Origin of the sequence: Mesorhizobium sp. M4B.F.Ca.ET.143.01.1.1 (genome assembly GCF_004792275.1) — a bacterium.
Classification (GTDB): Bacteria; Pseudomonadota; Alphaproteobacteria; order Rhizobiales; family Rhizobiaceae; genus Mesorhizobium; species Mesorhizobium abyssinicae.
In genome coordinates this window covers 30,242-54,642 of record NZ_SRSR01000007.1, presented here as the reverse complement: position 1 = coordinate 54,642, position 24,401 = coordinate 30,242, and the positions used below count along the sequence as shown (strand labels likewise).

Sequence of the window (24,401 nt, the reverse complement as noted above, 5' to 3'; positions counted from 1 at the left end):
AAATCACTCCTTTTCGAAGATGCGCGCCTTGGCGACGACGCCGGCGATGGCGCCGCCGATCAGCGGCGCGACGATGAACAGCCACAGCTGGCTGAGCGCAGCACTGCCCGAAAACAGCGCCGGTCCGATCGAGCGGGCCGGATTGAGCGAGGTGCCGGTGACCGGGATGATGGCGAAGTGCAGCCCGGCCAGCGTCAGGCCAATGACCAGCCCGGCGAAGGTCGTGCTGTGGTTTTGCGCCGTGACGCCGAGGATCACGGTGACGAAGGTGAAGGTTCCGATCAACTCCCACAGGAAGGCCGAGCTGACGCCCCATTTCGCCTCGTCCCAGCCATTGGCGCCGAAGCCGCCGGTGTGGCCGCCGACCTGGCCGGAGACGATGATCCACAGCGCCAGCGAGGCTATGATGGCGCCGATGATCTGCGCGATCCAGTAGGGAACGACATCCTTTGCCGGCAGCCGGCCGGCGAGGAAGGCGCCAAGCGTCACCGCCGGATTGAGATGCGCGCCCGAGATCGGCCCGATCGCATAGGCCGCCGCGATGAGGCCGATGCCGAACGCCAGGCCGATGCCTTCCTGGCCGAGCGGCAGCGCGCCGCCAAAGCCGCCCGTGACCACAGAAGCCGTGCCGATGAACACCAACAGAAAAGTGCCTAGAACTTCCGCAAGATAAGTCTTCATTGCCCTCTCCTCGTATCGATCCGCAAATCCGCTTTTCCTGCGTCGCGAATCACAGCCAAAAGAGTATTCGCAACCTGAAACCTTGGAAAGCAGAGCACTTGCTCCACACGGCATGCTTGTGCCCGCCAGTCGCGCCCATTAGAGAGCTTTCATATATTGGATGAATTGTTCCGTTCGCGCTGGCGGATGCCCGGTTTGTCGAGAACTCGCAGCCTCCGCCGGGATTGCTCCGGCCGCCGGCAAATTGAGTTGGTTCAAATCGGGAATGAAAGGCTCTAAGAGCAGGGCGGAATTAATTTGCTCGGAAAACGGAAGACAAGAGAATGCGATTGGGCGGAAGGCTGGCGGCGGCCATCGAAGTGCTGGAGGACATTGGTCGGCGTCATCGGCCGGTGGCCGATGCACTGCGCGACTGGGGCCTGTCGCATCGCTTCGCCGGCGGCGGTGACCGCGCCGCGATCGGCAACATCGTCTACGACGCGCTGCGCCGCAAGCGTTCCGCCGGCTGGCTGCTCGGCGAGGACACGCCGCGCGCCATCGGCTTCGGCGCGCTTCTGCTCGAATGGGGGCAGACGGCGCAGTCGCTGAACGACGCCCTCGAAGGCGACAAGTTCGCTCCGCCGCTGTTGAGCGACACCGAGCTCAAGGCGGTTGCCGTCCGCCGGCCGGCCGACGCGCCGGATGCGGTGCGCGCCGATATTCCCGAATGGTGCGTGCCGCTGTTCGAGCAGGCTTTCGGCGCGGCCTGGGTCGCGGAAGGATCGGCGCTCGCCACCCGCCCGCCGCTCGACCTCAGGGTCAACACGCTGCAGGCCAACCGGGCCAGGGTGCTGGCCGAACTCGACGGGACGGGTGCGGCACCGGCCAGCATTGCCGCGCAAGCCATCCGCATCCCGCCGATCGACGGCGACGGCAGGCATCCGAATGTCCAGGCCGAACCTGCCTTCCAGAAGGGCTGGTTCGAGGTCCAGGACGAGGGCTCGCAGATCGTCGCGGCGCTCGCCGGCGCCGAGGCCGGAATGCAGGTGCTCGACTATTGCGCCGGCGCCGGCGGCAAGACGCTGGCGCTGTCGGCCGAGATGAGCAATACAGGCCAGATCTTCGCCCACGACGCCGAAAAGGCGCGGCTGGCGCCGATCTTCGACCGCATCCGCCGTTCGGAAAACCGCAACATCCAGATCGTCAGCAAGCCGGCCGAGCTGGCCCCGCTGTCAAACCACATGGATATCGTGCTGGTCGACGCGCCCTGCACCGGCAGCGGCACGTGGCGACGCCGCCCCGACGCCAAATGGCGGCTGACGCAAAGGCAGCTCGACCAGCGCCGGGGCGAGCAGAGCGAAATCCTCGACGCGGCCAGGGCCTTCGTCAAACCGGGCGGCCTGCTGGTCTACATCACCTGCTCGGTGTTCGACGCCGAGAACGGCGACCAGGTCGCGGCGTTTCGTGCGCGCCACGGTGATTTCACGCGGGTCGACCACCGCAAGCTCTGGGACAGCCGCTTTCCAGGCCATCCGGCCGCCGCGCGCCTGGGCAGCGACGGTGGTGTCTCGCTGTCGCCGGCGCTGAGCGGCACCGACGGCTTCTATGTCTGTGCGCTGCGCAGGGCGGGATCAGGCCGGTGAGAACGGCCGCGCGGCGGCATTGTTGCACTGCAACATAAGAGATTGCCTGCGCTGCGTGCCTCTGCAATAAGCTTTCCCAGGAAACAAGGGCGATGGCCATGGCAGCAAAGATCGTACCCGCTCCGGACTATGAGGATCGCGTCCGGACTTCTTTCGCCCGGCAACAGGCGATGACGACCATCGGCGCCGAACTGACCCTTGTGACGCCCGGCATCATCGAGATCGAGATGCCCTATTCGGCGGCGCTCACCCAGCAGCATGGCTTCCTACATGCCGGCGTCATCTCGACGGCGCTGGATTCGGCCTGCGGCTATGCGGCCTTCTCGCTGCTGCCGCAGAATTCCAGCGTGCTGACCATCGAGTTCAAGGTCAATCTGCTGGCGCCGGGCAGGGGCGAGCGCTTCCTGTTCCGCGGCTCGGTGACCAAGCCCGGCCGCACCATCGTCGTTGCAGATGGCCAGGCCTATGCCTTTGCCGCCGACGGCGAGGCCAAGCTGATCGCCACCATGACCGGCACGATGATGACGGTCGTCGGACGTGACGGGATCGAAGGGTGAGGAGCGGTCCGCGCAGCGGACGAAAAGCCCCCAAATGGGCTTTTCGAGCGACGAACGCCCGGAGCCATAGCGAAGGCCGGGAGGCGGCGAGGGCACATTGTCCTTTCCCTTCGTAGTGGCAACAAACAGGGGGTAGGGCCGTCATGACCGTCAAAGTGTCACGTCTGTCCGGCAGCGACGTTCTCTTCGTCATGGCCGTGGAGGCCGAATACGGCCCGCACCTCAGGAAACTGTTCACGCCGCTGATGACCGGCGTCGGACCGGTCGAGGCCGGGATCAGGCTGGGCGCCGAGCTTGCCAGGCTGAAACTGGAAAACGCGCTGCCGGATCTCGTCGTCTCGCTGGGCTCGGCCGGCAGCCGAAGGCTGGAGCAGGCGGAGATCTACCAGGCGGTTTCGGTCGCCTATCGCGACATCGACGCCTCGCCCTTGGGCTTCGTGAAGGGCGCCACGCCGTTTCTCGACCTGCCGGTCACCGTGCCGTTGCCGATACGCATTCCGGGCATCAGGGAGGCATCGCTGTCGACCGGCGGCGCGGTCATCTCCGGCGTCGCCTATGACGCGATCGCCGCCGACATGGTCGATATGGAGACATTCGCCTGCCTGCGCGCCTGCCAGCTCTTCGGCGTGCCGCTGATCGGCCTGCGCGGCATTTCCGACGGTGCGGCGGATCTGAGGCATATCGGCGACTGGACGGAGTATCTCCACGTCATCGACGAGAAGCTGGCCGGCGCCATTGGCCTGCTGGAGCAGGCGATCGCATCCGGAACGATCCGGCTTGGTTCCCGGCAAGGACTGGATTGAGCCAGACGCCCCGCAACCCATTGCGCCGACTCGTTTCTTTCTCTAAACGCTCGCCATGAAAACAGCCAATCGCTCCGACACCGTCCTGATTGTCGACTTCGGCAGCCAGTTCACGCAGCTTATCGCCCGCCGCATCCGCGAGGCCGGCGTCTTTTCCGAGATCGTGCCGTTCCAGTCGGCCGAGGCGGCTTTCAAGCGCATCAACCCGAAAGCGGTGATCCTCTCCGGCGGCCCCGCCTCGACCACCGATATCGGCAGCCCGCGCGCGCCGCAGATCGTCTTCGAGGCCGGCGTGCCGGTGCTCGGCATCTGCTACGGCCAGATGGCGCTCTGCGTGCAGATGGGCGGCGTCGCCGAAAGCTCCAACCATCGCGAATTCGGCCGCGCCTTCGTCGAGATCGAGAAGGAAAGCCCGCTGTTCGAGGGGCTGTGGGCGCCCGGCCAGCGCCACCAGGTGTGGATGAGCCATGGCGACCGCGTCATCTCCTTGCCGGAGGGCTTCGAGGTGTTCGGCAGGTCGGAAGGCTCGCCCTTCGCCATCTTCGGCGATGTCGAGCGCAAGATGTACGGCATCATGTTCCACCCCGAAGTGGTGCACACGCCGGATGGCGCCAGGCTGCTCCGCAATTTCGTCCACAACATCGCCGGCATCGAGGGCGACTGGACGATGCGCGCCTATCGCGAGCATGCCGTCGAGGCGATCCGCAACCAGGTCGGCAAGGGCAAGGTGATCTGCGCGCTGTCGGGCGGCGTCGATTCCTCGGTTGCAGCGCTCCTCATCCACGAGGCGGTCGGCGACCAGCTGACCTGCATCCTCGTCGACCACGGGCTGATGCGCAAGAACGAGGCGGCGAGCGTGGTGGAGATGTTCCGCCAGCACTACAATTTGCCGCTGATCCTGGTCGATGCCTCCGACCGTTTCATCTCGGCGCTGGAAGGCGAGAGCGACCCGGAGAAGAAGCGCAAGACCATCGGCCGGCTGTTCATCGAAGTGTTCGAGGAAGAGGCAAAGAAGCTCGGCGGCGCCGACTTCCTGGCCCAGGGTACGCTCTATCCCGACGTCATCGAAAGCGTCTCCTTCTCCGGCGGCCCGTCGGTGACGATCAAGTCGCACCACAATGTCGGCGGCCTGCCCGAGCGCATGAACATGAAGCTGGTCGAGCCGCTGCGCGAGCTGTTCAAGGACGAGGTGAGGGCACTGGGCAAGGAGCTTGGCCTGCCCGAAAGCTTCATCGGCCGCCATCCGTTCCCGGGCCCCGGCCTTGCCATACGCTGTCCGGGCGGCATTTCCCGCGACAAGCTGGAGATCCTGCGCGAGGCCGACGCCATCTATCTCGACGAGATCCGCAAGGCCGGCCTCTACGACGCCATCTGGCAGGCCTTCGCCGTGCTCTTGCCGGTGCAGACCGTCGGCGTGATGGGCGACGGCCGCACCTACGAGTTCGTCTGCGCGCTGCGCGCCGTCACCTCGGTCGACGGCATGACGGCCGACTTCTATCACTACGACATGAACTTCCTCGCCGCCGCCGCCACCCGCATCATCAACGAGGTACGGGGCATCAACCGCGTCGTCTACGACGTGACGTCGAAGCCGCCCGGGACGATCGAGTGGGAATGATTCAGGTCTATCCGAACGTCGCCGAAATTACGCCAGAAATCGATCTAACTAACTGAAATTAAAAATAGTTTTTGCCGGCAGCTTTCGCTGCCTATCGGCGTGCATTGTTCGGCCTTGCCGGACTGGCTGCCGGACCTCCGACATATTGCCACGATGAATTTTCAACAGTACCGTCACCTCATAGAGGTCTGATGACGGTACTTTTTTCAGGCTAAGGCTATGAAAATTAAGAAGAAGTTCCGCCCAAAGCCCTCAAAAAACCCGTGACGGTACTTTTGGAAAGGCAGTCGGGATGCTGACGGACGCCGCAATCAAGGCATTGAAAATAAAGCAGAAAATGTACAAGGTGGCGGATCGTGACGGGATGTATGTCCGCGTCATGCCTAGCGGCACGATCTCGTTTCGTCTGGACTACAGGCTCAATGGCCGGAGGGAGACCGTCTACCTCGGCAAGTACGGGCGCGATGGGATCTCCCTGCTTCAAGCGCGCGAGAAATGCCTCGATGCGCGTCGAGCTATCAGAGAAGGCCGCTCTCCTGCCATCGAAAAGCAACGAGACAAACGGCGACTGAAAGAAGCCAAGAGCTTTGGCCAATTCGGAGAGAAGTGGCTGACTTTGGCGCCGATGGCGGACAGCACTCGATCGATGCGCCGGTCAATTTACGAACGCGAACTCCTGCCGGTTTGGCGCAATAGGCTGCTGACCGAAATCACACCGGACGATCTTCGCGCCCAATGTGCCAAGATCGTCGAGCGTGGAGCGCCGGCAACGGCGATCCACGTCCGTGATATCCTCAAGCAAATTTACGGCTTCGCCATTCTCCATGGCGAGAAGGTGTCCAATCCGGCCGACGACGTAGGGCCGGCATCGATTGCTCACTTTGTCCCGAGAGATCGCTCGCTCTCCCCAACTGAAATCCGCGTCATGCTCAAGATACTGGAGAAGGTCGCAACACTGCCCACCATTCGCCTTGGCCTTCGCCTCATCCTGTTCACGATGGTTCGAAAAAGCGAACTTCAGGACGCAACCTGGGACGAGGTTGACTTCGAGCATGCGGTCTGGACCATTCCAAAGGAACGGATGAAGCGATCGAAGGCCCACAACGTCTATCTATCACGCCAGGCGCTCGACATCTTTGTTGCGCTCAAGACCTGCTCGGGGAACTCTCGTTTCGTGCTGCCATCCCGCTACGACGCGGACGCGCCAATGGCGCGCGCAACCTTCAATCGTGTGACCTATGCGGTGGCCGAACTGGCGAAGAAGGAAGGCCTGCCGCTTGAGCCATTCACCGTGCACGATCTCCGGCGCACGGGCTCTACACTTTTGAACGAACTAGGGTTCAACAGCGACTGGATCGAAAAATGCCTGGCTCACGAGGACGGTCGCTCCTCCCGCGGCGTCTACAACAAGGCGGAATACGAAGTTCAGCGCCGCCACATGATGCAAGAATGGTCCGATGCAGTGGAAGCCTGGGTCGAGGGAAGGAAGCGGCCCGTCGTCCTTATGCCCCCGATGATGACGGTCTTTGAGCCCGATCCAGCGCTTTGACAGGAGCGGTCTTTCTCAAACGCACATCTGGAGGGCTGGCTCGGGGAATTGGTGCTGCCCTGCGCGCATGGAGCCAGGCTTCAACCTCGGCCAAATCCCACACGACGCAACGGGGGGTAAGAGCGAAACGTCGCGGAAATTGCCCGCGCTGCTCCATTTCATAGATTGTGCTGTCAGCCAGAGGGACGATTTCACGTAGCTCCTTACGGCGGATCGTCCGCTTTATTGTAACCTCCCTGGGATCAGTCATGGCGGCCTACCTTTCCTCGTGTCGCAGAACGATTGCTGCCGATAGCTGGCGAGGATGGAAAGGGCGAAAGTCGATAAGCGTATGTTGGGCGGTGTTTTCGCACATATCGGTCAGTCAGGGTCGCATGACCCGGACCAAAGAAACGGTTATTCGACCTGACGCGCCTCGACGGATCGCTTGCCGCTCCGAGGTCAAGCTTACCGAGGAAGCATTATATAGCGCCCTTGGCCGGGGGCTGTCGGTCCCGCATCCCGCCTTCGTACGCCCTTTTTTGTGTTTGTCGGGAGAGCGGGGGCTCTCCCGACAAAGAGTCAGAGAGGGGCCGGGTTTTCGGCGACGGGTTGAGGCGGAAGGAGAGGCCTTCGGCGCCCGTCATGGAGACAACCCATGACACAAGTTCTGAACGCCCGTGATCTTTCCGGCGGCTTCAAGGTGGATTTGAGCCGCGGCGAGCGGATTGGTCGCGTGTCCTCGGAATGGTTTTCGCGGCCGGCCGACGAGCGCTACTTGTCCTTATCGGAGCTATTCGAGGCGGTGCAGACGCGGACCGAGCGCAGCCGGACGAGAACCGTGGAAAGCGCGGCTATTCGTGTAGAGGCAAGCCGCAACGATGCCGAGCGCCTGACGCTGGTGCTGCCGGGCTCCGATATTCCAATCGCCCCAACCCATTGGAGTTTTGGCCAACTGGCGAGTCTTGTTGGCGCGCCGGCGGCCTATTTGCGCCAACTTCCAGCGCCGCTCGCCGGCATCAATCTACAATATGGCCTGACGTCTCACCGCTCCGAACAGGTGAAGACGCTGGAAATCGAGGATGGTCGTGTTGAGTTGCGTGCGGTTACCAGCCCGGACTACGGCCGCATCTTCGATCGCGAACTGGTCGCCGCCGTGCAGCGCATCGCCGGCAACGGCACAGGTGACACCCGGTGGAAGGTGCCGGGCGTCCTTGACTGGTCGACGAGCATTTATAATCCGCGAGCCGACATCACTAAGGACACCACGACGCTGTACGCCTCCGACCGCGACCTGTTCCTTTTCCTGGTGGACGATCTCAATCCGATCGAGGCCGGCCGGCTACGGAACGGCTCACCCGATCTTTATTTCCGCGGCTTTTACTGTTGGAATTCGGAGGTCGGCGCCAAGACGCTCGGCATCGCAAGCTTCTATCTTCGCGCCGTTTGCCAGAATCGCAATCTCTGGGGTGTTGAGGAGTTCGAGGAGATTACCATTCGTCATTCGAAATACGCAGCTTCACGTTTTGCGCGTGAGGCCGCGCCGGCGCTTGCACGCTTTGCCAATTCGTCCCCCATGCCCTTCATCAACGGCATCAAGGCGGCGCGCGAGCGGATCGTTGCCTGTACCGATGACGATCGCGGCGACTTCCTGCGCAAGCGTGGCTTCTCAAAGGCGGAGGCGACCAGGATCATTGAGACAGTGCTGACCGAGGAAGGTCGCAAGCCTGAAAGTGTTTTCGACTTCGTGCAGGGCATCACGGCGGTGGCTCGCAACAAGACCCAACAGGATGCTCGGCTTGATCTGGAGGCGCGGGCGAAGAAGCTGTTCGACAAGGCGGTCTGACATTCTGGAAGCCAGGAGATGCACCGGTCTCCAGTTCTGTCCACTTCGCGTCTTTTTTCTCGTGCTGCGGCGTCGTCCTCAAGAGTAAGAGGGCGGCGCTGCGCTTTGTGACGGGTTGGAGGTCGAGAGAGTGGCTTTCGGCTGCCCGTCGCGGAGTAACATCGATGGCTGCTATTGCCAAAAAGGTCACCCTGTCGTCTTCGCGCGACATCCCTTTCAACAAGCTTGTGCTCAGTCAGGCAAATGTCAGGCGCGTGAAGGCCGGTATCTCGGTCGAGGAACTGGCCGAGGATGTCGCCCGCCGTGGGCTGCTGCAGGGTCTCAGCGTCCGGCCGGTCAAGGACGAGGCCGGTGTGGAAACCGGAATGTTCGAGATTCCGGCCGGTGGCCGGCGATATCGCGCGTTGGACCTTCTGGTGAGGCAAAAGCGCCTCAGCAAAACCGCGCCGGTTCCCTGCATCGTGCGAGAGGAGGGTATTGCCGAGGAAGACTCGCTGGCGGAAAATGTCCAGCGCGCGCCCCTTCATCCGCTCGACCAGTTCCGGGCCTTCCTCGCCCTTCGCGAGAAGGGGCAGTCAGAGGAGGATATCGCTGCCGCGTTCTTCGTCTCGATCGGTGTGGTCAAGCAACGCCTGAAGCTGGCTTCGGTGTCACCGGCACTGCTTGAGATTTATGCCGAAGATGGTCTGACGCTCGACCAACTCATGGCGTTCACTGTATCCGGCGATCATGAACGCCAGCAGCAGGTATTCGAACGCCTGAAGCCCTCCTATGACAAGCAGCCCTATGCCATTCGGCGCATGCTGACGGAGGGCTCGGTGCGTGCGTCAGACAAGCGGGTGCAGTTCATCGGCATCGACGCCTATGTCGAGGCCGGAGGCATAGTCATGCGCGACCTGTTCCAGGGCGACGACGGTGGCTGGCTGCAGGACGTCGTCCTGGTAGACCGGCTGGTCGCGGATGAGTTGGAACGACGCGCGGAGGCGGTTCGCGCAGAAGGCTGGAAGTGGATCGAAATCGCGCCCGACTTCGCCTACGGCCACGCCTTCGGTCTCCGCCAACTGCGCGGAGAACCGTCGCCTCTTAGCGCCGAGGAGGAGTCGACGCGTAAGGCATTGCAGCTCGAGTTCGACCGTCTGTCGGAGGAATATGACAGCGTCGAGGACCTCCCGGACGAAATCGATCAGCGTCTCGCTGAATTGGAGACTGGACTTCAGTCCTTCGAAAACCGGCCACTCACCTTCGACCCGCTCGAGGTTGGCCGCGCCGGTGGCTTCATCAGCATCGCGCCAGACGGGTGTCTCCGCGTCGAGCGCGGCTTCGTCCGTCCCGAGGACGAGTTGCCCATCGGAACGCAGCAAAGCGAAGAGGGGGAGGAATCCCTGACAGGTACTGCCGTCCGAGACGGGGAAAGCGTTTCGGCCGATCGTGAGCCGCTGGCCGAGCCCGAGGAGGCCGATGGCATCTCGCCGATTTCTGACCGGCTCATGACGGAACTGACGGCACATCGAACCCTTGGCCTGCGCGAGGCGCTCGGTGGAAATCCAGACGTCGCCTTCCTCGCCGCCTTGCACGCGTTCACGCTGAAGATCTTCTACCAATATGGATCAGATAGCTGCCTGGAGTTGGACTTGAAGAGCGTCGGTTTCGGCGCTCAAGCCTCAGGATTGAACGACAGCACCTGCGCACAGGCGATCCGTGTGCGACACGACCTGTGGGCGAACTCGCTGCCGAAGGAAGCTGCCGACCTTTGGGATGCCCTTCGCGACTGGGATCGCGATCGCCAGGCTGCGCTTTTCGCACATGCCGTCAGCATGTCGGTCAACGCTGTGCATGAAACATGGAACAGGCGCCCGCGCGCTCTCGCCCATGCCGACCGGCTGGCACAGGCCATCACCCTCGACATGACGGCGGCCGGCTGGCGGCCGTCTGTCGACAACTTCTTCGGACGTGTCACAAAGGCGCGCATTCTCCAGGCACTCACCGAAGCGAAGGGGCAGGAAGCCGCTGACCGAATAGCGCACCTCAAGAAGGGGGACATGGCGAGCGAGGCGGAGAAGCTGATCGGCAGCAGCGGTTGGCTACCTGAGCCCCTGCGCACCCCGGGAAACGGGAATACAGAAACGAATGAGACAGGATCGCCGCAAACGGTGGTCGAAGCGACGGCGGGGAACGACGGCGAATGGTCCGTGGCCGACACCGAGAGCTTCGCTGAAAATGACGAAGCCGCGAATGAGCCTCACACGATCGCTGCTGAATGATCAGCCGCAAGTCTTCATCTGGCCCGCCGGAGACGGCGGGCATTTTTCTGGAGGCGGACCGTGTCTAGAAGCCCGAACGACCTCGCCGGCCGTCTCAGCCGGCAGGCGGAGGCGGTATGTCGGAACTATCTTTCAAACGGCCGGCGCCATGGCAACTATTGGCTGGTAGGCGACGCCCGAAACACGCCTGGGCGATCGATGTATGTAAGGCTGAACGACACTCCCAAAGGTCCCGCCGGAAAATGGACTGATGCTGCTACCGGCGAGCACGGTGACCTGCTGGACGTGATCCGCGAGAGCTGCGGCCTGATCGACTTTATCGATATCAGCGCGGAAGCCTGCAACTTTCTGAGCTTGCCGCGCTCCGAACAGCAGCCGACGGTATCGAAGCAGACCAGGGCGCTGGCCCCTTCCGGTTCGGCAGGAGCAGCGCGGCGGTTGGTCTCCATGTCGCGGTCGATACCAGGAACGCTTGTGGAGACCTATCTTCGTGGACGCGCGATCTCAGCCTTGCACGAGACCGGGAGCCTTCGGTTTCATCCGCGCTGCTATTACCGTCCGGAACGCGGCCCGACCGAAACATGGCCGGCAATGATCGCAACCGTTACCGACCTCAAAGGCAAACTCACCGGCGCCCACCGCACCTGGCTCGATCCGGGCGGATTTAGCGAGGCTCACCTTGGGCGCGCTCCGATTGAGACGCCGAGACGCGCCATGGGCCAACTGCTCGGACACGCCGTCCGCTTCGGCTGCTGTTGCGATGTCATGGCTGCCGGCGAAGGCATCGAGACCATGTTATCGCAACGCACTGTCCTGCCCGCCATGCCGGCAGTCGCGGCACTGTCGGCGGCGCATCTGTCCGCAATCCTGTTTCCTGACACATTGCGGCGGCTCTATATCGCCCGTGACAATGATCCGGCCGGTGACGGAGCAGTGGCAACTCTCATCGAACGCACCAATGCGGCCGGTATCGAGGCGATGGTCCTGGTGCCGCAGCTCGGCGACTTCAATGAGGACCTGCGCCTGCTCGGTGCCGACGCCTTGAGGGCGATGCTGCGGGTCCAACTCGCGCCGCAGGATGTCGAACGCTTCATGACGTCCGCGGCCTGACTGGAAAGGGAAGGGGAGCGGCGTGCCGGCGTTTTCGTGGCTCGGGTGCGCAAGGGACCTCCGTTGAGGAGAGGGCCGGCCCAAGGCCTTCAAGAGGGCGATAGGGCGCCGGCCGATCCAGACAGGCAATGGCTGCGCCCGGCTATTTTCCGTCGGCCCTTGCCGACCCATGCGGCAAGTCACGGGGAGCCCCTCTTCGGGCCTTTCCATCGCCAGACAAAATATCCGGGCTTCGCCATCCTCCACCTCCTTTCCGGCCCTACGCTGACGCTTCAGGTGCAAGTCCGGGTCGTCCATCGCCTTCGACGCCATGAAGGCCGCGATGGGCGCGGCGATCCCACGAAGGCAAGCCCCATGAGCACCGAGCACGATGCCGACTTCCAGCCTCATCCCTCATCATCACCAACAGATCATGTCCTTCAGGAGCTTCAGCTTTACGGTTTCCGTCCCTTTGACGAAGAACCCGACCCGCGCCCGCTTCCCGAAGGCAAGGTGGTCGCAGCCAGCATCGCCGATATCTTCGACGCTCTCGTGGTGGCAATGGCCGACACACGCCTTGAACCCGATCTCGAGGAACTCCTGTGGGGAACGGTCAATCTGTTCCATCGCGCGACCAGGCGGATCGAGCGGGAGCTCGATGAAAACGAGCTTAGCCAGCTGCGGCTGCAGCGCGAACAGGACGGATCCGAGGTCAAGTCGGTCGAGCTGGAGCGCCTCATCGCCCAAGGTCAGACCCTGCTCGAACGCCGCAGCGCTTTCGAATTGATGCGCGACCAGGCCGCTGAGCACTACGAGCGTAACACCCACTCGATCTGGCGCCCGCGTTCCGGTTCTGTCGTCAACCATCGCCACCTGACCGCGGCAATGATCGACAGCAGGGACTTCGTTGCCGCGAGAAAGCATGCGGACAGCCAGATGCTGTTGCCACCCGGACCGAAAGTGGCTTTCACCGGCGGGCTCGATTTCAACGACCACAGGCTGATCTGGGCCAAGCTCGACCAAGTCCATGGCAAGCATCCTGACATGGTTCTTCTGCACGGCGGATCACCGAAGGGTGCAGAGTTGATCGCCGCCAAATGGGCTCACAGTCGCAAGGTGCCACAGATCGCCTTCAAGCCGGACTGGACCAGGCATGCCAAGGCCGCGCCGTTTAAACGCAACGATGCCGTGCTCGACACATTGCCGATAGGCGTCATTCACTTCCCCGGCTCTGGCATTCAGGACAACCTCGCCGACAAGGCCCGCAAGCTTGGCATTCCGGTGATGAAGTTCGGGCCCGCGTGAAGAGGGCTACCAGTCCACTCGCCTCAAGTCATTCGCACTGAGTTCCGTCGCTCTCCGCGTGTTCATCGAACGAACGCTCAAGCCGCTCTGGCGACGATCAAGGCAAGGCAGCAAACCACCAGGTTCACATCTGTCTGGTCCTGGAAGCAGAGACAGGGGACCGATCTCCGCGTTTGTCGGCGCAATTCCTTGGTCCGGTCCGAGGACCTGATGCCATCAACCCGTAAAGGGTCGGACTACGCCAAGCGTGCCGCCATTGCGGCTTCGCCTCCACGGTGATTGCGGCCCTCGGCCGGACACATCGGGCGCCTGTCACGCGGGGATCGATCCCGCTTCCAAGCAGGAGCCGGATCAATGTCCCTCATAGAAGCAAACGCCTTTGCCTTCAGCCTCGCCACCAGCTTGATGGTCAGCATCGTCATCTTTCGTGCCGGCGATGGCACGCTCGCGGTCATGCCGGCAGACGAGTACGATGGTGACCCGTCCGAGATCGTCGGTGAGATAGACCCCCACGCCTCATGAATCGTCGCGGCTTTGCCGACGCGCCCCGGGTGGCGCGGCTGCCTCTCGAACACAGGTGCCGGCAGTATCGTCAGCCTGTATCTTTGCGTGGCGTCGTTCGCGCCGCTTTGAGGGTGCCCGGCAAAGGCGCGGGGCTATCGCCTAACATTTGTTAGCGCGGAATACCTGCCTGCCGTGCGAGCATAGTTGGGGCTCGACCCTCGCGGGCTCTAGGGTCGTGACCATCTCCTTGCCCGCTGGCTTCGGCCGGCGGGCTTTTTGTTTATGTCGCCCTATCGACCAGCGGCGTCTTCCGTTTCGGCGCCACGTAGCTGGTGACAAGCCGGACCGTGTTGAGCTTGACCGTGACTGGAACGCCAAGGTTCACCGTCACTCTGTCCTCGTCGACATGCATGACGTCGCCCACTAGCTCGACTTTCTGCCCGCTGCTCACGTTTGGCGACCGGTCTACGATGGAATGCGGCTGGTGGTAGGAAGGGATCAACACGGCGACCCGATCCTCAGTCACGCGCTTGCGCACGGTCGCTGTGATCGCGACCTCGTCGCCGACTTTGTTGCTGCCCTTCGCCATGAAGAAGACTCTGGGGCGCAGGGCGGCATACTCAAGCAGTTGCTAAAATAGACCATTGCAGGAGGCTCATTCGGACCTCAGTCCACATCGCATGATGAGGCCTGATCGGATACGTTTTGCTCCTCGCCGACTGTTGAAACCACTCCTCCCCGGATTGGAGATGTCGGCGGCTAGCCCGGCTCGCAAGTCCTGTGTCACCTCGACCAGCGAGCCGGGCTTGGCAAACAGCAACCCGACGGTCGGGCTTGGGCGCTTGTTAACCGCCGGGCCTAGCCGGCAAGGCTAGCGGCTGGCGACGTTATCGGCCCTTCCATCTTCTGCTACTTGGCAAAAAACGGTGGGTGTCGGCTTCCTCTATCCGCAAATCGGATGAGCCCAGAGTCGCGACCCACTCGAAACAAAAGCCAACTTCAGCGGTTCCAGTCATTGGAGGAACCCTTATGTGCCCGGCAATCGACAATGAAGATGAGCGCATCGCCCATCTAAAGCTGTTGGCGGAGCGACTGATGAGGGAGACTGGCATCGGGGGAAGAGGCGAAGCGCCTGGTCGAGTTGATTGGAACTGATTGGAATTCGCTGCTTCGCGAGGCTAGGTTCCTGAAAGGTCGACACTAGAGGATTGCCGGCCGGCACTAGCGGATTCGCTGGATGCGCCCTTTGTCGAGTCGAAACACCCCGTTCTGGCCGCCCTGCTTCTCAAAGTCGGTTTGTATCTCATCCCAGGTGCCAAGGTACTTTCCGCAATCATCGCAAAAAATGGGCGTATCCGGACGAGCGTCATGGGGAATCCTGAGCCTGATGGTGAGGCAGTATGGGCATTCCAACCGATGATCGAGATATTTCGGGGCCATTTCACCGTGTGCTCTGGTTGGCGCTGGATCCGTTCCACATTATGGAGTCTGGGGCCGTCGGCTGCCTCGTCAAGCGGATGCTAATATTTGTGTCCGGACATGGAACAGACCTTCGCGGTCGCGGTTCTATCTTGAGCGGTCATCTCCCGCTTCTGGGTGGCCAGAGAGCCCCGTCGCCATGTCCTCCAGGCGACGGGCTCTCTCGTGCCTCCTTGGAAGTACGAAGTTTTGAAAGCGATCGCCACAACTCGGTCTCGTCGGGAGATCCGTTGTCGAAAACTTCGAAGATTTGAGAGGCAAGATATTCCCTCTGGTCCCTGTCCTTGAGGGCCAGCCGGCGTTCTTTGCGCAGTCGGTCAAAGACCCGCTGCAGCAAGTCCAGATCAGCGGGTTCGTACACACCACTGTTGCGCGACAATGACATCGTTGCCGCCTAAAACCCTGGTCGGAATTATCTCACACTGCAGGGCTGGCGCGAAGAAAAATCAGCCGGTCTGTCGGCGGTGGATAGCGTCTCAGTCGAAAATCTCAGGGAACAGTTTCAGGTCTGGCGGATTTCTATCGCGAGCGGCCAGTCCCCTCCGCCGCTCCCCAAGCAAGAGCCCGTCGTTCTCTCCCCGAGACGGCGGGCTTCGCGTTTCCTGCAGGTATCGCGCTACGTCGATGCTCGCGTACGGCAGGGTTTGAGGCGCTTGTCGCGTCATGACGGGGCCGATGTAGACAAGATCTGGTGGTCGGCCCGGTACTCAGGCCAAGGCGGCTGGCCTCATTGGTGGTCTCACGTCTGGGAATTTCTCGTCATCGTCCTGGCAATCCCTTGGCAGCCTTGGTCAGGGTCGCGCGATCATTGCCGTGCTTGCGGATGAGTTCTCGAACTTGAGCCGGTGTGATGTTGTTCTGCAGGGCGAATAAATTCACCTCATACTCATCGTCAAGTGAGATTTGGCCTGCGGCGCGGAGGTCGGCTCTGCTTTTGTCCTTTGCCATCTTGTGACTCCTTCCGCCAGGATCTCCTTATGCGAGGAGTTTCTTCTATTCCGCCGCGCGATTTGTCTGCCGACGGCGCCACGATCTGTTGCCGGTGTGGCGACCACCAGTCTGAGCCTCAGGGCGCGCTAGTGATGGGCTCCCTTCGGCGGAAAAGACAATTCCCGACCCTTCGAAAGCCAGGAGCATAGCGGCGACCTTGCGAGGATGCGGTTTCCTTAGCCCATTCTCAAATTCGCTGATCGTCGCTTCGCTAAGATTGCACTTGGCGCCAAGCCGCACGCGCGACCACTTCAATAGCGTTCTTGCTGCTAGCAACTGCTCTGCAGTCAGGTTTCGCACGCACGGACCTCCTGTTGACCAATAGCGGACTGAAAGGAAGGTTCCGGAGCATTTCAGGGTTTGCTAACGGAACTGAAACGGCCATGCGATATTGAAACATTTCGATGTCGCGTGGGTACCGATGCGTAGGCGTGCCGGGGACCAGGCCTTTCTCGTTATCGGAGCCAAACGGCCCTCCCAGACTCGCCACTTGCGCTTACCAATCGGGACTTCGGTCGCAAGCTCAACTGACCCGAATGCCGGCTTAGCCATTTCATTAGAAAGTGCTAAAGGTCTCCTTATCGGAGCTATTTGATGGATGAGGCAGCCGTTTACCTAGAGGCGAAGCGACGGGCCAATTCGCTTGCGCCGCCGCCAAATTTGACCCCTTCCGTGCAGGAATGACCGGAGCGGTTGTGACCGCAGGCGCGATGGTGGTCTTCCACCGGCTTGCTGTTATCGACCACATGACGGGGGCAATCGGCGTCATCATCCTTTTCGGATTTGCGCTGCCATACTTCCATCTGCGAAGCGAGGATCGAAGGCACTCGGAGGCCTTTGAGGCTGAGTATGCCTGTCAGTTGGCCCTGGAGAGGGCACGAGAAATGAGCGTGCATGCTGTCAAGGCAAGCTCATTTCCGATCAGACGAACCCGTCAACCGGTAAGAAAAACCCGCCTGCCGGCAAAACCCGCCCGGGGTGGCCGCCCCCGCTGGAGCACCCGTTGGCAGGGTCCTAGGTCAATTTAGCAACTTGAAACAAAACGCGGGTGGGACCGTTTGCAAGTGCCAGACCACACTCTGGCTACTCCAGTACTCCCGCTGGCCTCGGCCGGCGGGCCTTTTTTGTCGGAGCCTCTGAGGCGACGTTGACCGCCGCCTCACCAGCTTCGACTAGCCATCGGGCTTTTCGGGAACCGTTTGCGAGTTTTCCTATTTGGAAATCGAAGGGACCGCCTCGCAAGGAGACAACCGATGAACCGGCTACTTTTCGCGTTACCTATCTTGGCAATGTCCACTGGGCTTGCCATTGCACAGTCAACCAGCACCACGAGCGGATCTTCCACCACGACCACCACGACGACGACGATGCCGAGCACTACCAATCAAGGCACGGACCCGACCACAACCAGCGACACCAATCCGAAGTCCGCGAAGGATTGCGCGCCCGGCCACCAGACCGGAAGTGCGAAGCAGGCTGCGCCGGGGCAGCAGGACACCGATGCAAAGTCGGCTGCTCCAGGTCAGATGAAAACGACGACCGAAGGCTGTTAAAGCGAGCGAAACGACGCTGCCCGGCGTCAAGGGCACAGGCCGATCGCGTTGTCATATCCGCGTCGCCGGCAGTAGCTCAGCGGCGCGGAGGTTTTCTGTTCGAGCCGGAGCGCGATGGAATAGGCGACGGCCGAGCAATGGGAACATGGCGGCCAAACTGAACCCGCCATCCGGGGTTCGGGTGGTTGGCCTCTCCGCAGGATTTCAGAGTCAGATCCAAAAGGCCCGCCGCCAAGGAGTTAGCGGCGGGCAGTTCAGGGTTACATGGAGGGGATAATCTCCTGCGACTGCTACCAATGAACTGGCGGTCCGTTGTTTCCTGTGCTCAGACCTATGCGTGCGGCCATCGGACCTCAGTCGCCAATCGCCTGGGACGTGAGGCGAGCGCGGGTGTGCCTTGGTTCTCTCTCGGGGCTGACCGGCGGTGACATGTTGGGCAAACCAACACGCGATTGGCCATACTTCCGCTGGAACATTTCGGACGATTAGTCGTTGCGAACCCATGCCAAAGCAGCCGACCAACGACAACGCCTCATACTTCGAATTCGACGTAATGCGCGAAGCGTTCAACCGCTGGGTGGATGAGGACAAGGTTCCTGAGGAACAGTGGCGACCGCGCGCAACGAAGCTCGTTCGGATTGTGACAGGCGATGACTACGTCGACCCCAACTTGGTCGAATGGATCATACGCAAAAGCCCCGACGCCGATTAAGTTGGCCCAAGCAGACCCCCTTAGGCTTCATTCTGACAGCGGGCGCTTCTTTTCAGCCCCCTTGCCCACCGGCCTGTTTTTCGCTTCGGCAGTACGTAGCTTGTCACCAGCCTTACGATTTCGATGTTGACCGTGACCGGCACGCCTAGGTTTATCGTCACCAGATCCCCATCGACATGGGTAACATCGCCAGTTAGCTCGATGTGCTGGCCCTTCTTCACCGTTGACGTCCTGTCGATGATCGAGTGCGGGAAGCTGTCGGAAGGGATCGAGACGCTGACCCGGTCTTCCGTCACCCGGCGCCGTACTATCGCGCCGATAGCTACTTCGTCGCCGACTTTGACGGTGCCCTTCGCCATAGGAATGAGTCTGGCGCAGCTTCGGGCTTCGTCAAGCGGCTGCTAATATTCCTGTCGCGACCCATCATTTGTTAGCGCTGCGTCTATCTGACCTGTGCAACCCTTCAGGCGCTCAGCTAGCCGACTAGCAAGACAGCGGACCGGGCAATTTTTCGCGTCGGCAGTATAGCGGCCTCGACATGGGCAACGGTAAATGACTCGCAAATCTCGCCGGTAGGTATAAGTTTCTCTTGATGATCCGACAACCCAAAAGGGGGGCGTCGATGTTGTGTTCTGTCATTCCCATTAATTCAGCCCAGTTCAAGCCGGCAGCGCCACTGCAGGGACGCCGAGTCCTTGTCGTCGAGGATGAGTATCTGATCGCCGCCGAACTCGAAGAGGCCATCACCGAAGCTGGCGGCAGGGTAATTGGCCCTGTGGCCAATCCTGAAGATGCATCGAGGAAAATCGCCAGCGAGGACGTCGAATGCGCCACCGTTGACATAAACCTGGGTGGTGCCCCGACTTTCGCTGTCGCGGCCGAATTGAAGGGGCACGGTATCCCGTTCATATTCGTCACCGGGTATGACCGGACCATTGTCCCGAGCGAATTTTCGGGCGTCCCGCGTCTTGTGAAACCCGTTATGCCCGATGACCTCATCAGGCATTTGATCGAACTGACCTAAGGTCACCGGCCCCCGACGCTGATCTAGTTCCGGGCCAGAAAACCCTTTAAAATGCCGCGATGAAGCGCAGCAGCACGATCTATGCCGTCTATCACCCGCCCGTGTTCGGGCTTCCATTCCTCGCCGTGGTTCTAAAGCCGGACGGCACGACAACGTCTCGGCAGTTTGAGACTGTCGATGAGGCGCGCGCCTTCAACAAGTTCCTGGCGCAGGCGGATCAATCAAGCGGCAAGACGCAGCATTAAAGGAAAAGCCCCAGCGCTGAGGGGGATCAGCGCTGGGGCTTGCTTGGGCATGTACGCTGTACCCTTCATGTCCGATTATGAGCTTGCGCTAAAACCGTGAACGAAAGGTGAATTGCTCACTGTGACCCGCTGGTGCCACGTTGCCCACCGCCCGCTGCTCAGTTTGGCGACCGGCGACGGGCTCATCCTTGCCTAAGCAAGATCGACGCGCCCCCAACCAGGTTTGAAAAGCGAGCGTTTTCGGGCTATTATTATCACTCGCATCGCTGACAGCAAAGGACGTCAGCAGCTCCCGTCTGTTCATAGAGACCGGAGGCGCACCCATGCCAGACAACGCCAGCAAGAGTGCTTTTCAATCCGAGCATGACAGGATTCTGCTCGTCCGAACGAGAGAATGCCTCGTTCGTTCGAGGCGGCTGCTTGCAGAAACCGCGCCTCAGTTGGACCCGCATAGACAATGCCTGGATCGCAACGCTGTTTCCATAACCGAGGTGGACAACGAGTGGCACGTGCTTGTCGAGCAGATGAACCAACACATACGCATTCGCTCATTCCGAGACGAGCAGGCCGCCGTGAACTATGCTGAAGGCGAAAGGGTCCGGCTAGGCATCGACACGTTGACGCGTGGCCGCGTTCTTCTGCCTTTGCCAGCAACCGCGACAGATGCTGTTCGTGCAGGTCCTGCATACTTTCGAATAGATCAAGCACTTCGAACGCCTTGCCGGTAGGCAATTGGAGACGTTCCAAATCAGAGATGCGCTCGCGCTGCTCGGAGATGTGTCGTCTTCCCAACCTCACGTGCCCCTGCACCATTTCGATGTCGTCAGCCAGTGCCATCGGTGGATTTCCTGTGTCACCAACAGATTAAGAAGGCCGGGCCGCTTATGTTCCGCCAGCCGTAGCCTCGTGCGCAGTTGGACGGCTGGTGTCGGCCAATCCATATGCTAAAATCTCACCCATGGACCAGAGAACCATCGGTAGAGCGCTCGACTTGCTCAAGCAGTATCGCGCCACCCTGGTGATGAGTCACGCACCAATAGGGCCTGATGGCGTTCCTGAGATACGCACGCCAGCACAGGCCACTGATCCGCTCGAAATAGCCGCACTGGAAGATATCGCCTCGCTCGATGCGGTCATCAAAGAGATGTCGGCCTAACGTCTCCGATGTAGTTGCCCATGCGTGTGAGTCCGCTCTACTCTTGGGTCGCCAGGGAGCCCGTCGCTACGCCTCCCAGCGACGGACTTTTCCTTGCCCTACAGGGCCTGACGGATGCAGAATGCTCAGTCCCCCTTGGAATTGAGCTTTCCCCAGGGGACACGGCCCGGCCCGCGAATCCTGTGTCACCTCGATAAGCGAGCCCGGGCTGTGCGTGGTTCCGAATCGCTATGGGCAATCTGTCCGCGATGGGGAATATAATCCTCTCCGGTGCGGCGACCTCATTTTCGGAGATCGCCATGACAATGAAATTCCCGTTCCTAGAAGACACGCTCGGCAAGAAGCTGGAGGCTGGCACCGGACTTTCCGTCGACTGCCTCACCTGCAAACGCCATGTCGTGCTCGATGTCGCCGCGCTTGTAGAGCGTCTCGGCCCTGACCAGCCGTGCCTTCATTGGGATCTGGTAAATGTGATCTTTTGCTACGAGTGCCGCGGAGCCGGCCGAGACGACCGGAACCTACAATTCACTAACCACGCGGCCACACCGGACAAGCGCAAAAGCTGGAGTCCATGAAACGGGAGCGGCCCGGCAGGCTGGCGTGGGTAGGCCAGCAAACGCCGGGCCTAACCGGCGCTGGGTTCGGGGGCGAACGCGGCGCCGGCTGCCGAAACAATACGCTCTTGCCGAAATAGCAGGCACGTATCCATAAGGACGAACGTGGGAGTAGCCCAACGTTTCAGTGTCTCATCTCGGGACCGAATTGCTGGCATCAATTTTGCGTCAGACGCATTGCTGGTACGGCAAGGGATTTTTCACATTGCGACTGTCTGCTCAGCCTGCGCGAAGGCCAGGATCACCGAAGTGCATATACTCAGCGCCGCTGCAGATCGAGGATGTGCAGATCGACGAGAATGGCGATGTGACCGTCTCGATTATTGCTGACGACATCTACTCGAAGAATTCCACACAGCGCTATCAGATCACGCTAACGGAAGCCGAAATCAGCATTCTCGCCCACGGCGTCAGGCCCCACAAAGCATTGACCGCCGGCTAGGCGGAGGGCGGGACGCCGTGCTCATAGCCGGCCCTCAAATTTGAATGCCGCCACAGTTGCTTTGTCTCACAGTGGCCGAATGTCGAAATACCTCTTCGAGGTTGTGAGAAATGGCCAGGCGCTTGGCGATGCCTGGGTCGATCTCGATAGCCTAAGCGAAATGCGACGAGAGGCGCTAAAGGCTCTGCAAGACATAGCAGTCGACGAAATGGCCTTAAGCGATTTGGATGAATCCATGACCGTCTCCGTCTATGACGAAGCGGGGCGACTGGTCTATTCTGCTACCATCAGCGTGTGTCAGTCGTTTCCGGTTTCGCAGGAGCCCCACCAGGTCATCTAGAAATTAGATGGAGAGCCGTTTTTTGTTGGCTCTGATTTTCCTCCGATAGACGGCTGCGACCTTGCCCACCGATCCGGTAGCGAAGAGCGTGCCGGCAATCGCGGCCGCCTCCACTTTCTCACTGATCATTTGCTTCGCTTCTCGCTCTGCCAATTTACCTCCCTGGGCAATCCGCAGCGTTCGAAGCCAAATTACCTGGTGCGCTTCCAGCGCCGACAAATAAAGATCGAACCACGGATTGAACATTCAGACCTCCAGATCGCTCAGGAGAACGGCGGCATCGAATGTCGGTTCCTAAAGTGGGGAGAGCATTGCCGCACAGGCGCGAATGCTGGCCACCACTGCCCGCACAGGGAGGCGCCAGAGCGCGCCGGATACTTCGGCGCTGTAGGAGAGCGGCGGCGATGAAATGCGCTGGCGAGGCTCTGTGGAACCTAATGCCCGCCTTTGACTTTTGTCGGCCATGAGCACCCGTGGGACTGACTTTTTTTACAAGTGGATAGGCGCCAACGTTCCCGAGACGGTGGGTGCCGATATCATTTCCGTCGCCGAGTTGACGCAAAAGTTGTTCGCCGACGCGGAGTCGGTAGGCATCAGAAGCACTGAGATTGAGGAAGACACCGGCAGCGTCTATGAAGTCATCCTCGACGCAATCGTTCATTACGACGCCGGTATTGCAGATTGATGAGATAGCAGAACGTGCCGCCCAACAAACGAACATACCGTCTACAGATCATGCTCAATGCCGAGGAACTGGCCGTGCTGGATGCTTGGCGGTTTGAGAGAAGAATGCCGACTCGATCTCAGGCGGTACGAGAATTGTTCCAGCGCGGCATGAGGGTAGCGGATCATGATGCCGATCGAGCCGCGCGTTCGGCTGAGTCCGGGGTTTTGAAACTGCCAGGGGAGAGGTGACGGCGCGCTTCCTGCAGGATTTTCGGGAGGAGCAGAAATAGCGGGGCGTACTATATGAAAATCTACTTCGTCGAAGAGATGCGAGACGGCGCTGTGGTGGCGTCGCATTCTGTCCCGGCGTTAACGCCGTTCGAAGCTGCTGCGAAAGCCACCGGAAGAACGGTCACACTTCGCAATGGCGACTCCGAATGGGTTCGGGTCACTGACACCACCGAAAGGCCGCATCGGAGTCGTCACCGACCCACCGTCTTTGAATACAAAGCGATCGGCCGCAGGGCCACCTAGCACAGCGGGTACGAAGAACGCGCGCTGGCGGGCTTCCCCGTGGCGCGCTATATCGTGCCATCCAGTCAACTCGCGGCCGACGAGGTCTCCATTGCACTCGGCCACCCGGCCAGGAAGGAGCCTCTGATTGCCATGGCGCGCTTTGCCCACCTTGTCCTTCTCGCCTTCGCCCTGGGATTGTCGCCTGGAATTGCATTGGCTGGGGAGCCTTTCGTCCCGAGCTGGATCAAAAACGACCCCGCAGCCAAGGCGGTTGCCATAGAGATTGTTGCCGATTGGAACCAGATCGAGCGCTACCGCAGGGACAACATCCGGACCGACATTATCGACTTCAACGGCTACTGGGGCGGCAATCTCACGATCATCGTGCCTGAGCAATGGTCGGTGCAGATCGAATTCATCAACGGCTCCTCCAATTTCTGGCACGGCCTGATGCTGACCAGGGTCTATGCTCAGTCGGAGATGCCAGTGAAGTTGAAGGCTGAGGACGCGATCTGGGGAGCCTACACCACCCCGCTGGAGGGGATTAAAATCAATGAGCGGAGACAACTCAACTTTGTTGCGCAGCAGGCGGGGAACTATTTCCTCGCCTGTCCGAGACAAACGCACCTGATGGATGGCCACTGGATCGGCTTCGAGGTGAGAGGCAACCTCGAGCGGGCCGTGGCAATCGTCCATGAAGACAAGTTCCCGCAGGAGCAGCCCCCGGGACGTCCATAGGCCTGCGGGAGCAAGGCTGCGTGCCATGGCGCCGCGAGATGGCCTCTGGGAAGAGTTCGTCCCGGAGCACGATGGACCGGCGTCTCGCTGCAGGATTTCCGGGAAGAAAGCT

General features: G+C 60.9%; 27 protein-coding genes. 19 read left to right on the top strand and 8 right to left on the bottom strand.

Going from position 1 to position 24,401, the window contains the following annotated elements:
- Positions 1–3 precede the first annotated feature (3 nt).
- The gene (locus EN786_RS18570) at positions 4–681 is read right to left on the bottom strand and encodes an MIP family channel protein (protein ID WP_127285370.1); all 678 of its coding nucleotides are present in this window, start codon (positions 679–681) and stop codon (positions 4–6) included.
- 323 nt (positions 682–1,004) lie between these two features.
- Between EN786_RS18570 and EN786_RS18565 the strand changes: the two genes are divergently transcribed.
- The 5 genes from EN786_RS18565 (at position 1,005) to EN786_RS18545 (ending at position 6,830) form a co-directional block, all read left to right on the top strand.
- Positions 1,005–2,303, top strand: a complete 1,299-nt coding sequence (locus EN786_RS18565) for an RsmB/NOP family class I SAM-dependent RNA methyltransferase (protein ID WP_127309488.1) — start codon at positions 1,005–1,007, stop codon at positions 2,301–2,303.
- Between the two features lie 98 nt (positions 2,304–2,401).
- Complete coding sequence (locus EN786_RS18560) at positions 2,402–2,860, top strand: PaaI family thioesterase (protein WP_127285378.1); 459 nt, start codon at positions 2,402–2,404, stop codon at positions 2,858–2,860.
- Positions 2,861–3,003: 143 nt separating this feature from the next.
- Complete coding sequence (locus EN786_RS18555; RefSeq protein WP_127309487.1) at positions 3,004–3,663, top strand: 5'-methylthioadenosine/S-adenosylhomocysteine nucleosidase; 660 nt, start codon at positions 3,004–3,006, stop codon at positions 3,661–3,663.
- A gap of 55 nt (positions 3,664–3,718) precedes the next feature.
- On the top strand, positions 3,719–5,281 hold the full coding sequence (gene guaA / locus EN786_RS18550) for a glutamine-hydrolyzing GMP synthase (protein ID WP_127309486.1): 1,563 nt from the start codon (positions 3,719–3,721) through the stop codon (positions 5,279–5,281).
- A gap of 292 nt (positions 5,282–5,573) precedes the next feature.
- Positions 5,574–6,830: a site-specific integrase gene (locus EN786_RS18545; RefSeq protein WP_127309485.1), complete on the top strand. Its 1,257-nt coding sequence runs from the start codon at positions 5,574–5,576 to the stop codon at positions 6,828–6,830.
- On the opposite strand, the gene EN786_RS18540 is transcribed toward EN786_RS18545, so the two are convergent.
- Entirely contained in the window at positions 6,784–7,080 is a 297-nt protein-coding gene (locus tag EN786_RS18540; RefSeq protein WP_127282187.1) for an AlpA family phage regulatory protein, read from the bottom strand. The two genes, EN786_RS18545 and EN786_RS18540, sit on opposite strands and share 47 nt — an antisense overlap.
- 387 nt (positions 7,081–7,467) lie before the next feature.
- Between EN786_RS18540 and EN786_RS18535 the strand changes: the two genes are divergently transcribed.
- From EN786_RS18535 to EN786_RS37750, 5 genes are all read left to right on the top strand, one after another.
- A complete protein-coding gene (locus EN786_RS18535) occupies positions 7,468–8,655 on the top strand; it encodes a DUF932 domain-containing protein (RefSeq protein ID WP_127309484.1) in 1,188 nt (395 codons plus the stop codon).
- A 164-nt stretch (positions 8,656–8,819) separates the two neighbouring features.
- The gene (locus EN786_RS18530; RefSeq protein WP_127309483.1) at positions 8,820–10,916 is read left to right on the top strand and encodes a ParB/RepB/Spo0J family partition protein; all 2,097 of its coding nucleotides are present in this window, start codon (positions 8,820–8,822) and stop codon (positions 10,914–10,916) included.
- Between the two features lie 60 nt (positions 10,917–10,976).
- The gene (locus EN786_RS18525; protein ID WP_127309482.1) at positions 10,977–12,026 is read left to right on the top strand and encodes a toprim domain-containing protein; all 1,050 of its coding nucleotides are present in this window, start codon (positions 10,977–10,979) and stop codon (positions 12,024–12,026) included.
- Positions 12,027–12,380: 354 nt separating this feature from the next.
- Positions 12,381–13,310: a DUF2493 domain-containing protein gene (locus EN786_RS18520; RefSeq protein ID WP_127309481.1), complete on the top strand. Its 930-nt coding sequence runs from the start codon at positions 12,381–12,383 to the stop codon at positions 13,308–13,310.
- A 354-nt stretch (positions 13,311–13,664) separates the two neighbouring features.
- Positions 13,665–13,832, top strand: coding sequence for a hypothetical protein (locus EN786_RS37750; protein WP_187331533.1), 168 nt, complete (start codon positions 13,665–13,667; stop codon positions 13,830–13,832).
- 262 nt (positions 13,833–14,094) lie between these two features.
- On the opposite strand, the gene EN786_RS18515 is transcribed toward EN786_RS37750, so the two are convergent.
- The 3 genes from EN786_RS18515 to EN786_RS18495 all read right to left on the bottom strand — a co-directional run bounded on the left by EN786_RS18515 (position 14,095) and on the right by EN786_RS18495 (position 16,583).
- Complete coding sequence (locus EN786_RS18515; protein ID WP_127309480.1) at positions 14,095–14,403, bottom strand: hypothetical protein; 309 nt, start codon at positions 14,401–14,403, stop codon at positions 14,095–14,097.
- A gap of 1,649 nt (positions 14,404–16,052) precedes the next feature.
- Positions 16,053–16,241 carry a DUF3606 domain-containing protein gene (locus tag EN786_RS18500; RefSeq protein ID WP_127311534.1) on the bottom strand — a complete coding sequence of 63 codons (189 nt, stop codon included), beginning with the start codon at positions 16,239–16,241 and terminating at the stop codon, positions 16,053–16,055.
- Between the two features lie 45 nt (positions 16,242–16,286).
- Positions 16,287–16,583, bottom strand: a complete 297-nt coding sequence (locus tag EN786_RS18495) for a helix-turn-helix transcriptional regulator (protein WP_127282180.1) — start codon at positions 16,581–16,583, stop codon at positions 16,287–16,289.
- A gap of 953 nt (positions 16,584–17,536) precedes the next feature.
- Between EN786_RS18495 and EN786_RS18490 the strand changes: the two genes are divergently transcribed.
- Positions 17,537–17,836, top strand: a complete 300-nt coding sequence (locus EN786_RS18490; RefSeq protein ID WP_127311535.1) for a hypothetical protein — start codon at positions 17,537–17,539, stop codon at positions 17,834–17,836.
- A 502-nt stretch (positions 17,837–18,338) separates the two neighbouring features.
- Entirely contained in the window at positions 18,339–18,548 is a 210-nt protein-coding gene (locus EN786_RS18485) for a hypothetical protein (protein ID WP_127282177.1), read from the top strand.
- Between the two features lie 20 nt (positions 18,549–18,568).
- On the opposite strand, the gene EN786_RS18480 is transcribed toward EN786_RS18485, so the two are convergent.
- Positions 18,569–18,907 (bottom strand): hypothetical protein, encoded by a 339-nt coding sequence (locus EN786_RS18480; protein WP_127282176.1) that lies wholly within the window; start codon positions 18,905–18,907, stop codon positions 18,569–18,571.
- A 263-nt stretch (positions 18,908–19,170) separates the two neighbouring features.
- On the opposite strand from EN786_RS18480, the gene EN786_RS18475 reads away from it, so the two are divergent.
- The 3 genes from EN786_RS18475 to EN786_RS18465 all read left to right on the top strand — a co-directional run bounded on the left by EN786_RS18475 (position 19,171) and on the right by EN786_RS18465 (position 20,973).
- Complete coding sequence (locus EN786_RS18475) at positions 19,171–19,572, top strand: response regulator (protein ID WP_189340649.1); 402 nt, start codon at positions 19,171–19,173, stop codon at positions 19,570–19,572.
- Positions 19,573–19,631: 59 nt separating this feature from the next.
- A complete protein-coding gene (locus EN786_RS18470) occupies positions 19,632–19,817 on the top strand; it encodes a hypothetical protein (protein WP_127282174.1) in 186 nt (61 codons plus the stop codon).
- Positions 19,818–20,775: 958 nt separating this feature from the next.
- Positions 20,776–20,973, top strand: a complete 198-nt coding sequence (locus EN786_RS18465; RefSeq protein ID WP_135908711.1) for a hypothetical protein — start codon at positions 20,776–20,778, stop codon at positions 20,971–20,973.
- A gap of 320 nt (positions 20,974–21,293) precedes the next feature.
- On the opposite strand, the gene EN786_RS39305 is transcribed toward EN786_RS18465, so the two are convergent.
- Positions 21,294–21,428, bottom strand: coding sequence for a hypothetical protein (locus EN786_RS39305; protein ID WP_281034302.1), 135 nt, complete (start codon positions 21,426–21,428; stop codon positions 21,294–21,296).
- Positions 21,429–21,870: 442 nt separating this feature from the next.
- On the opposite strand from EN786_RS39305, the gene EN786_RS37745 reads away from it, so the two are divergent.
- Both EN786_RS37745 and EN786_RS18460 read left to right on the top strand, forming a co-directional pair.
- A complete protein-coding gene (locus EN786_RS37745) occupies positions 21,871–22,029 on the top strand; it encodes a hypothetical protein (RefSeq protein WP_189340449.1) in 159 nt (52 codons plus the stop codon).
- Between the two features lie 79 nt (positions 22,030–22,108).
- Positions 22,109–22,369 (top strand): hypothetical protein, encoded by a 261-nt coding sequence (locus tag EN786_RS18460; protein ID WP_127282171.1) that lies wholly within the window; start codon positions 22,109–22,111, stop codon positions 22,367–22,369.
- Positions 22,370–22,372: 3 nt separating this feature from the next.
- Here the strand turns inward: EN786_RS18460 and EN786_RS18455 are convergent, their stop codons facing one another.
- On the bottom strand, positions 22,373–22,615 hold the full coding sequence (locus tag EN786_RS18455; protein WP_127282170.1) for a hypothetical protein: 243 nt from the start codon (positions 22,613–22,615) through the stop codon (positions 22,373–22,375).
- A 217-nt stretch (positions 22,616–22,832) separates the two neighbouring features.
- Between EN786_RS18455 and EN786_RS18450 the strand changes: the two genes are divergently transcribed.
- Positions 22,833–23,054 carry a DUF768 domain-containing protein gene (locus EN786_RS18450; RefSeq protein ID WP_127282169.1) on the top strand — a complete coding sequence of 74 codons (222 nt, stop codon included), beginning with the start codon at positions 22,833–22,835 and terminating at the stop codon, positions 23,052–23,054.
- Positions 23,055–23,608: 554 nt separating this feature from the next.
- On the top strand, positions 23,609–24,289 hold the full coding sequence (locus tag EN786_RS18440; protein ID WP_245478236.1) for a sulfocyanin-like copper-binding protein: 681 nt from the start codon (positions 23,609–23,611) through the stop codon (positions 24,287–24,289).
- Positions 24,290–24,401: the final 112 nt, after the last annotated feature.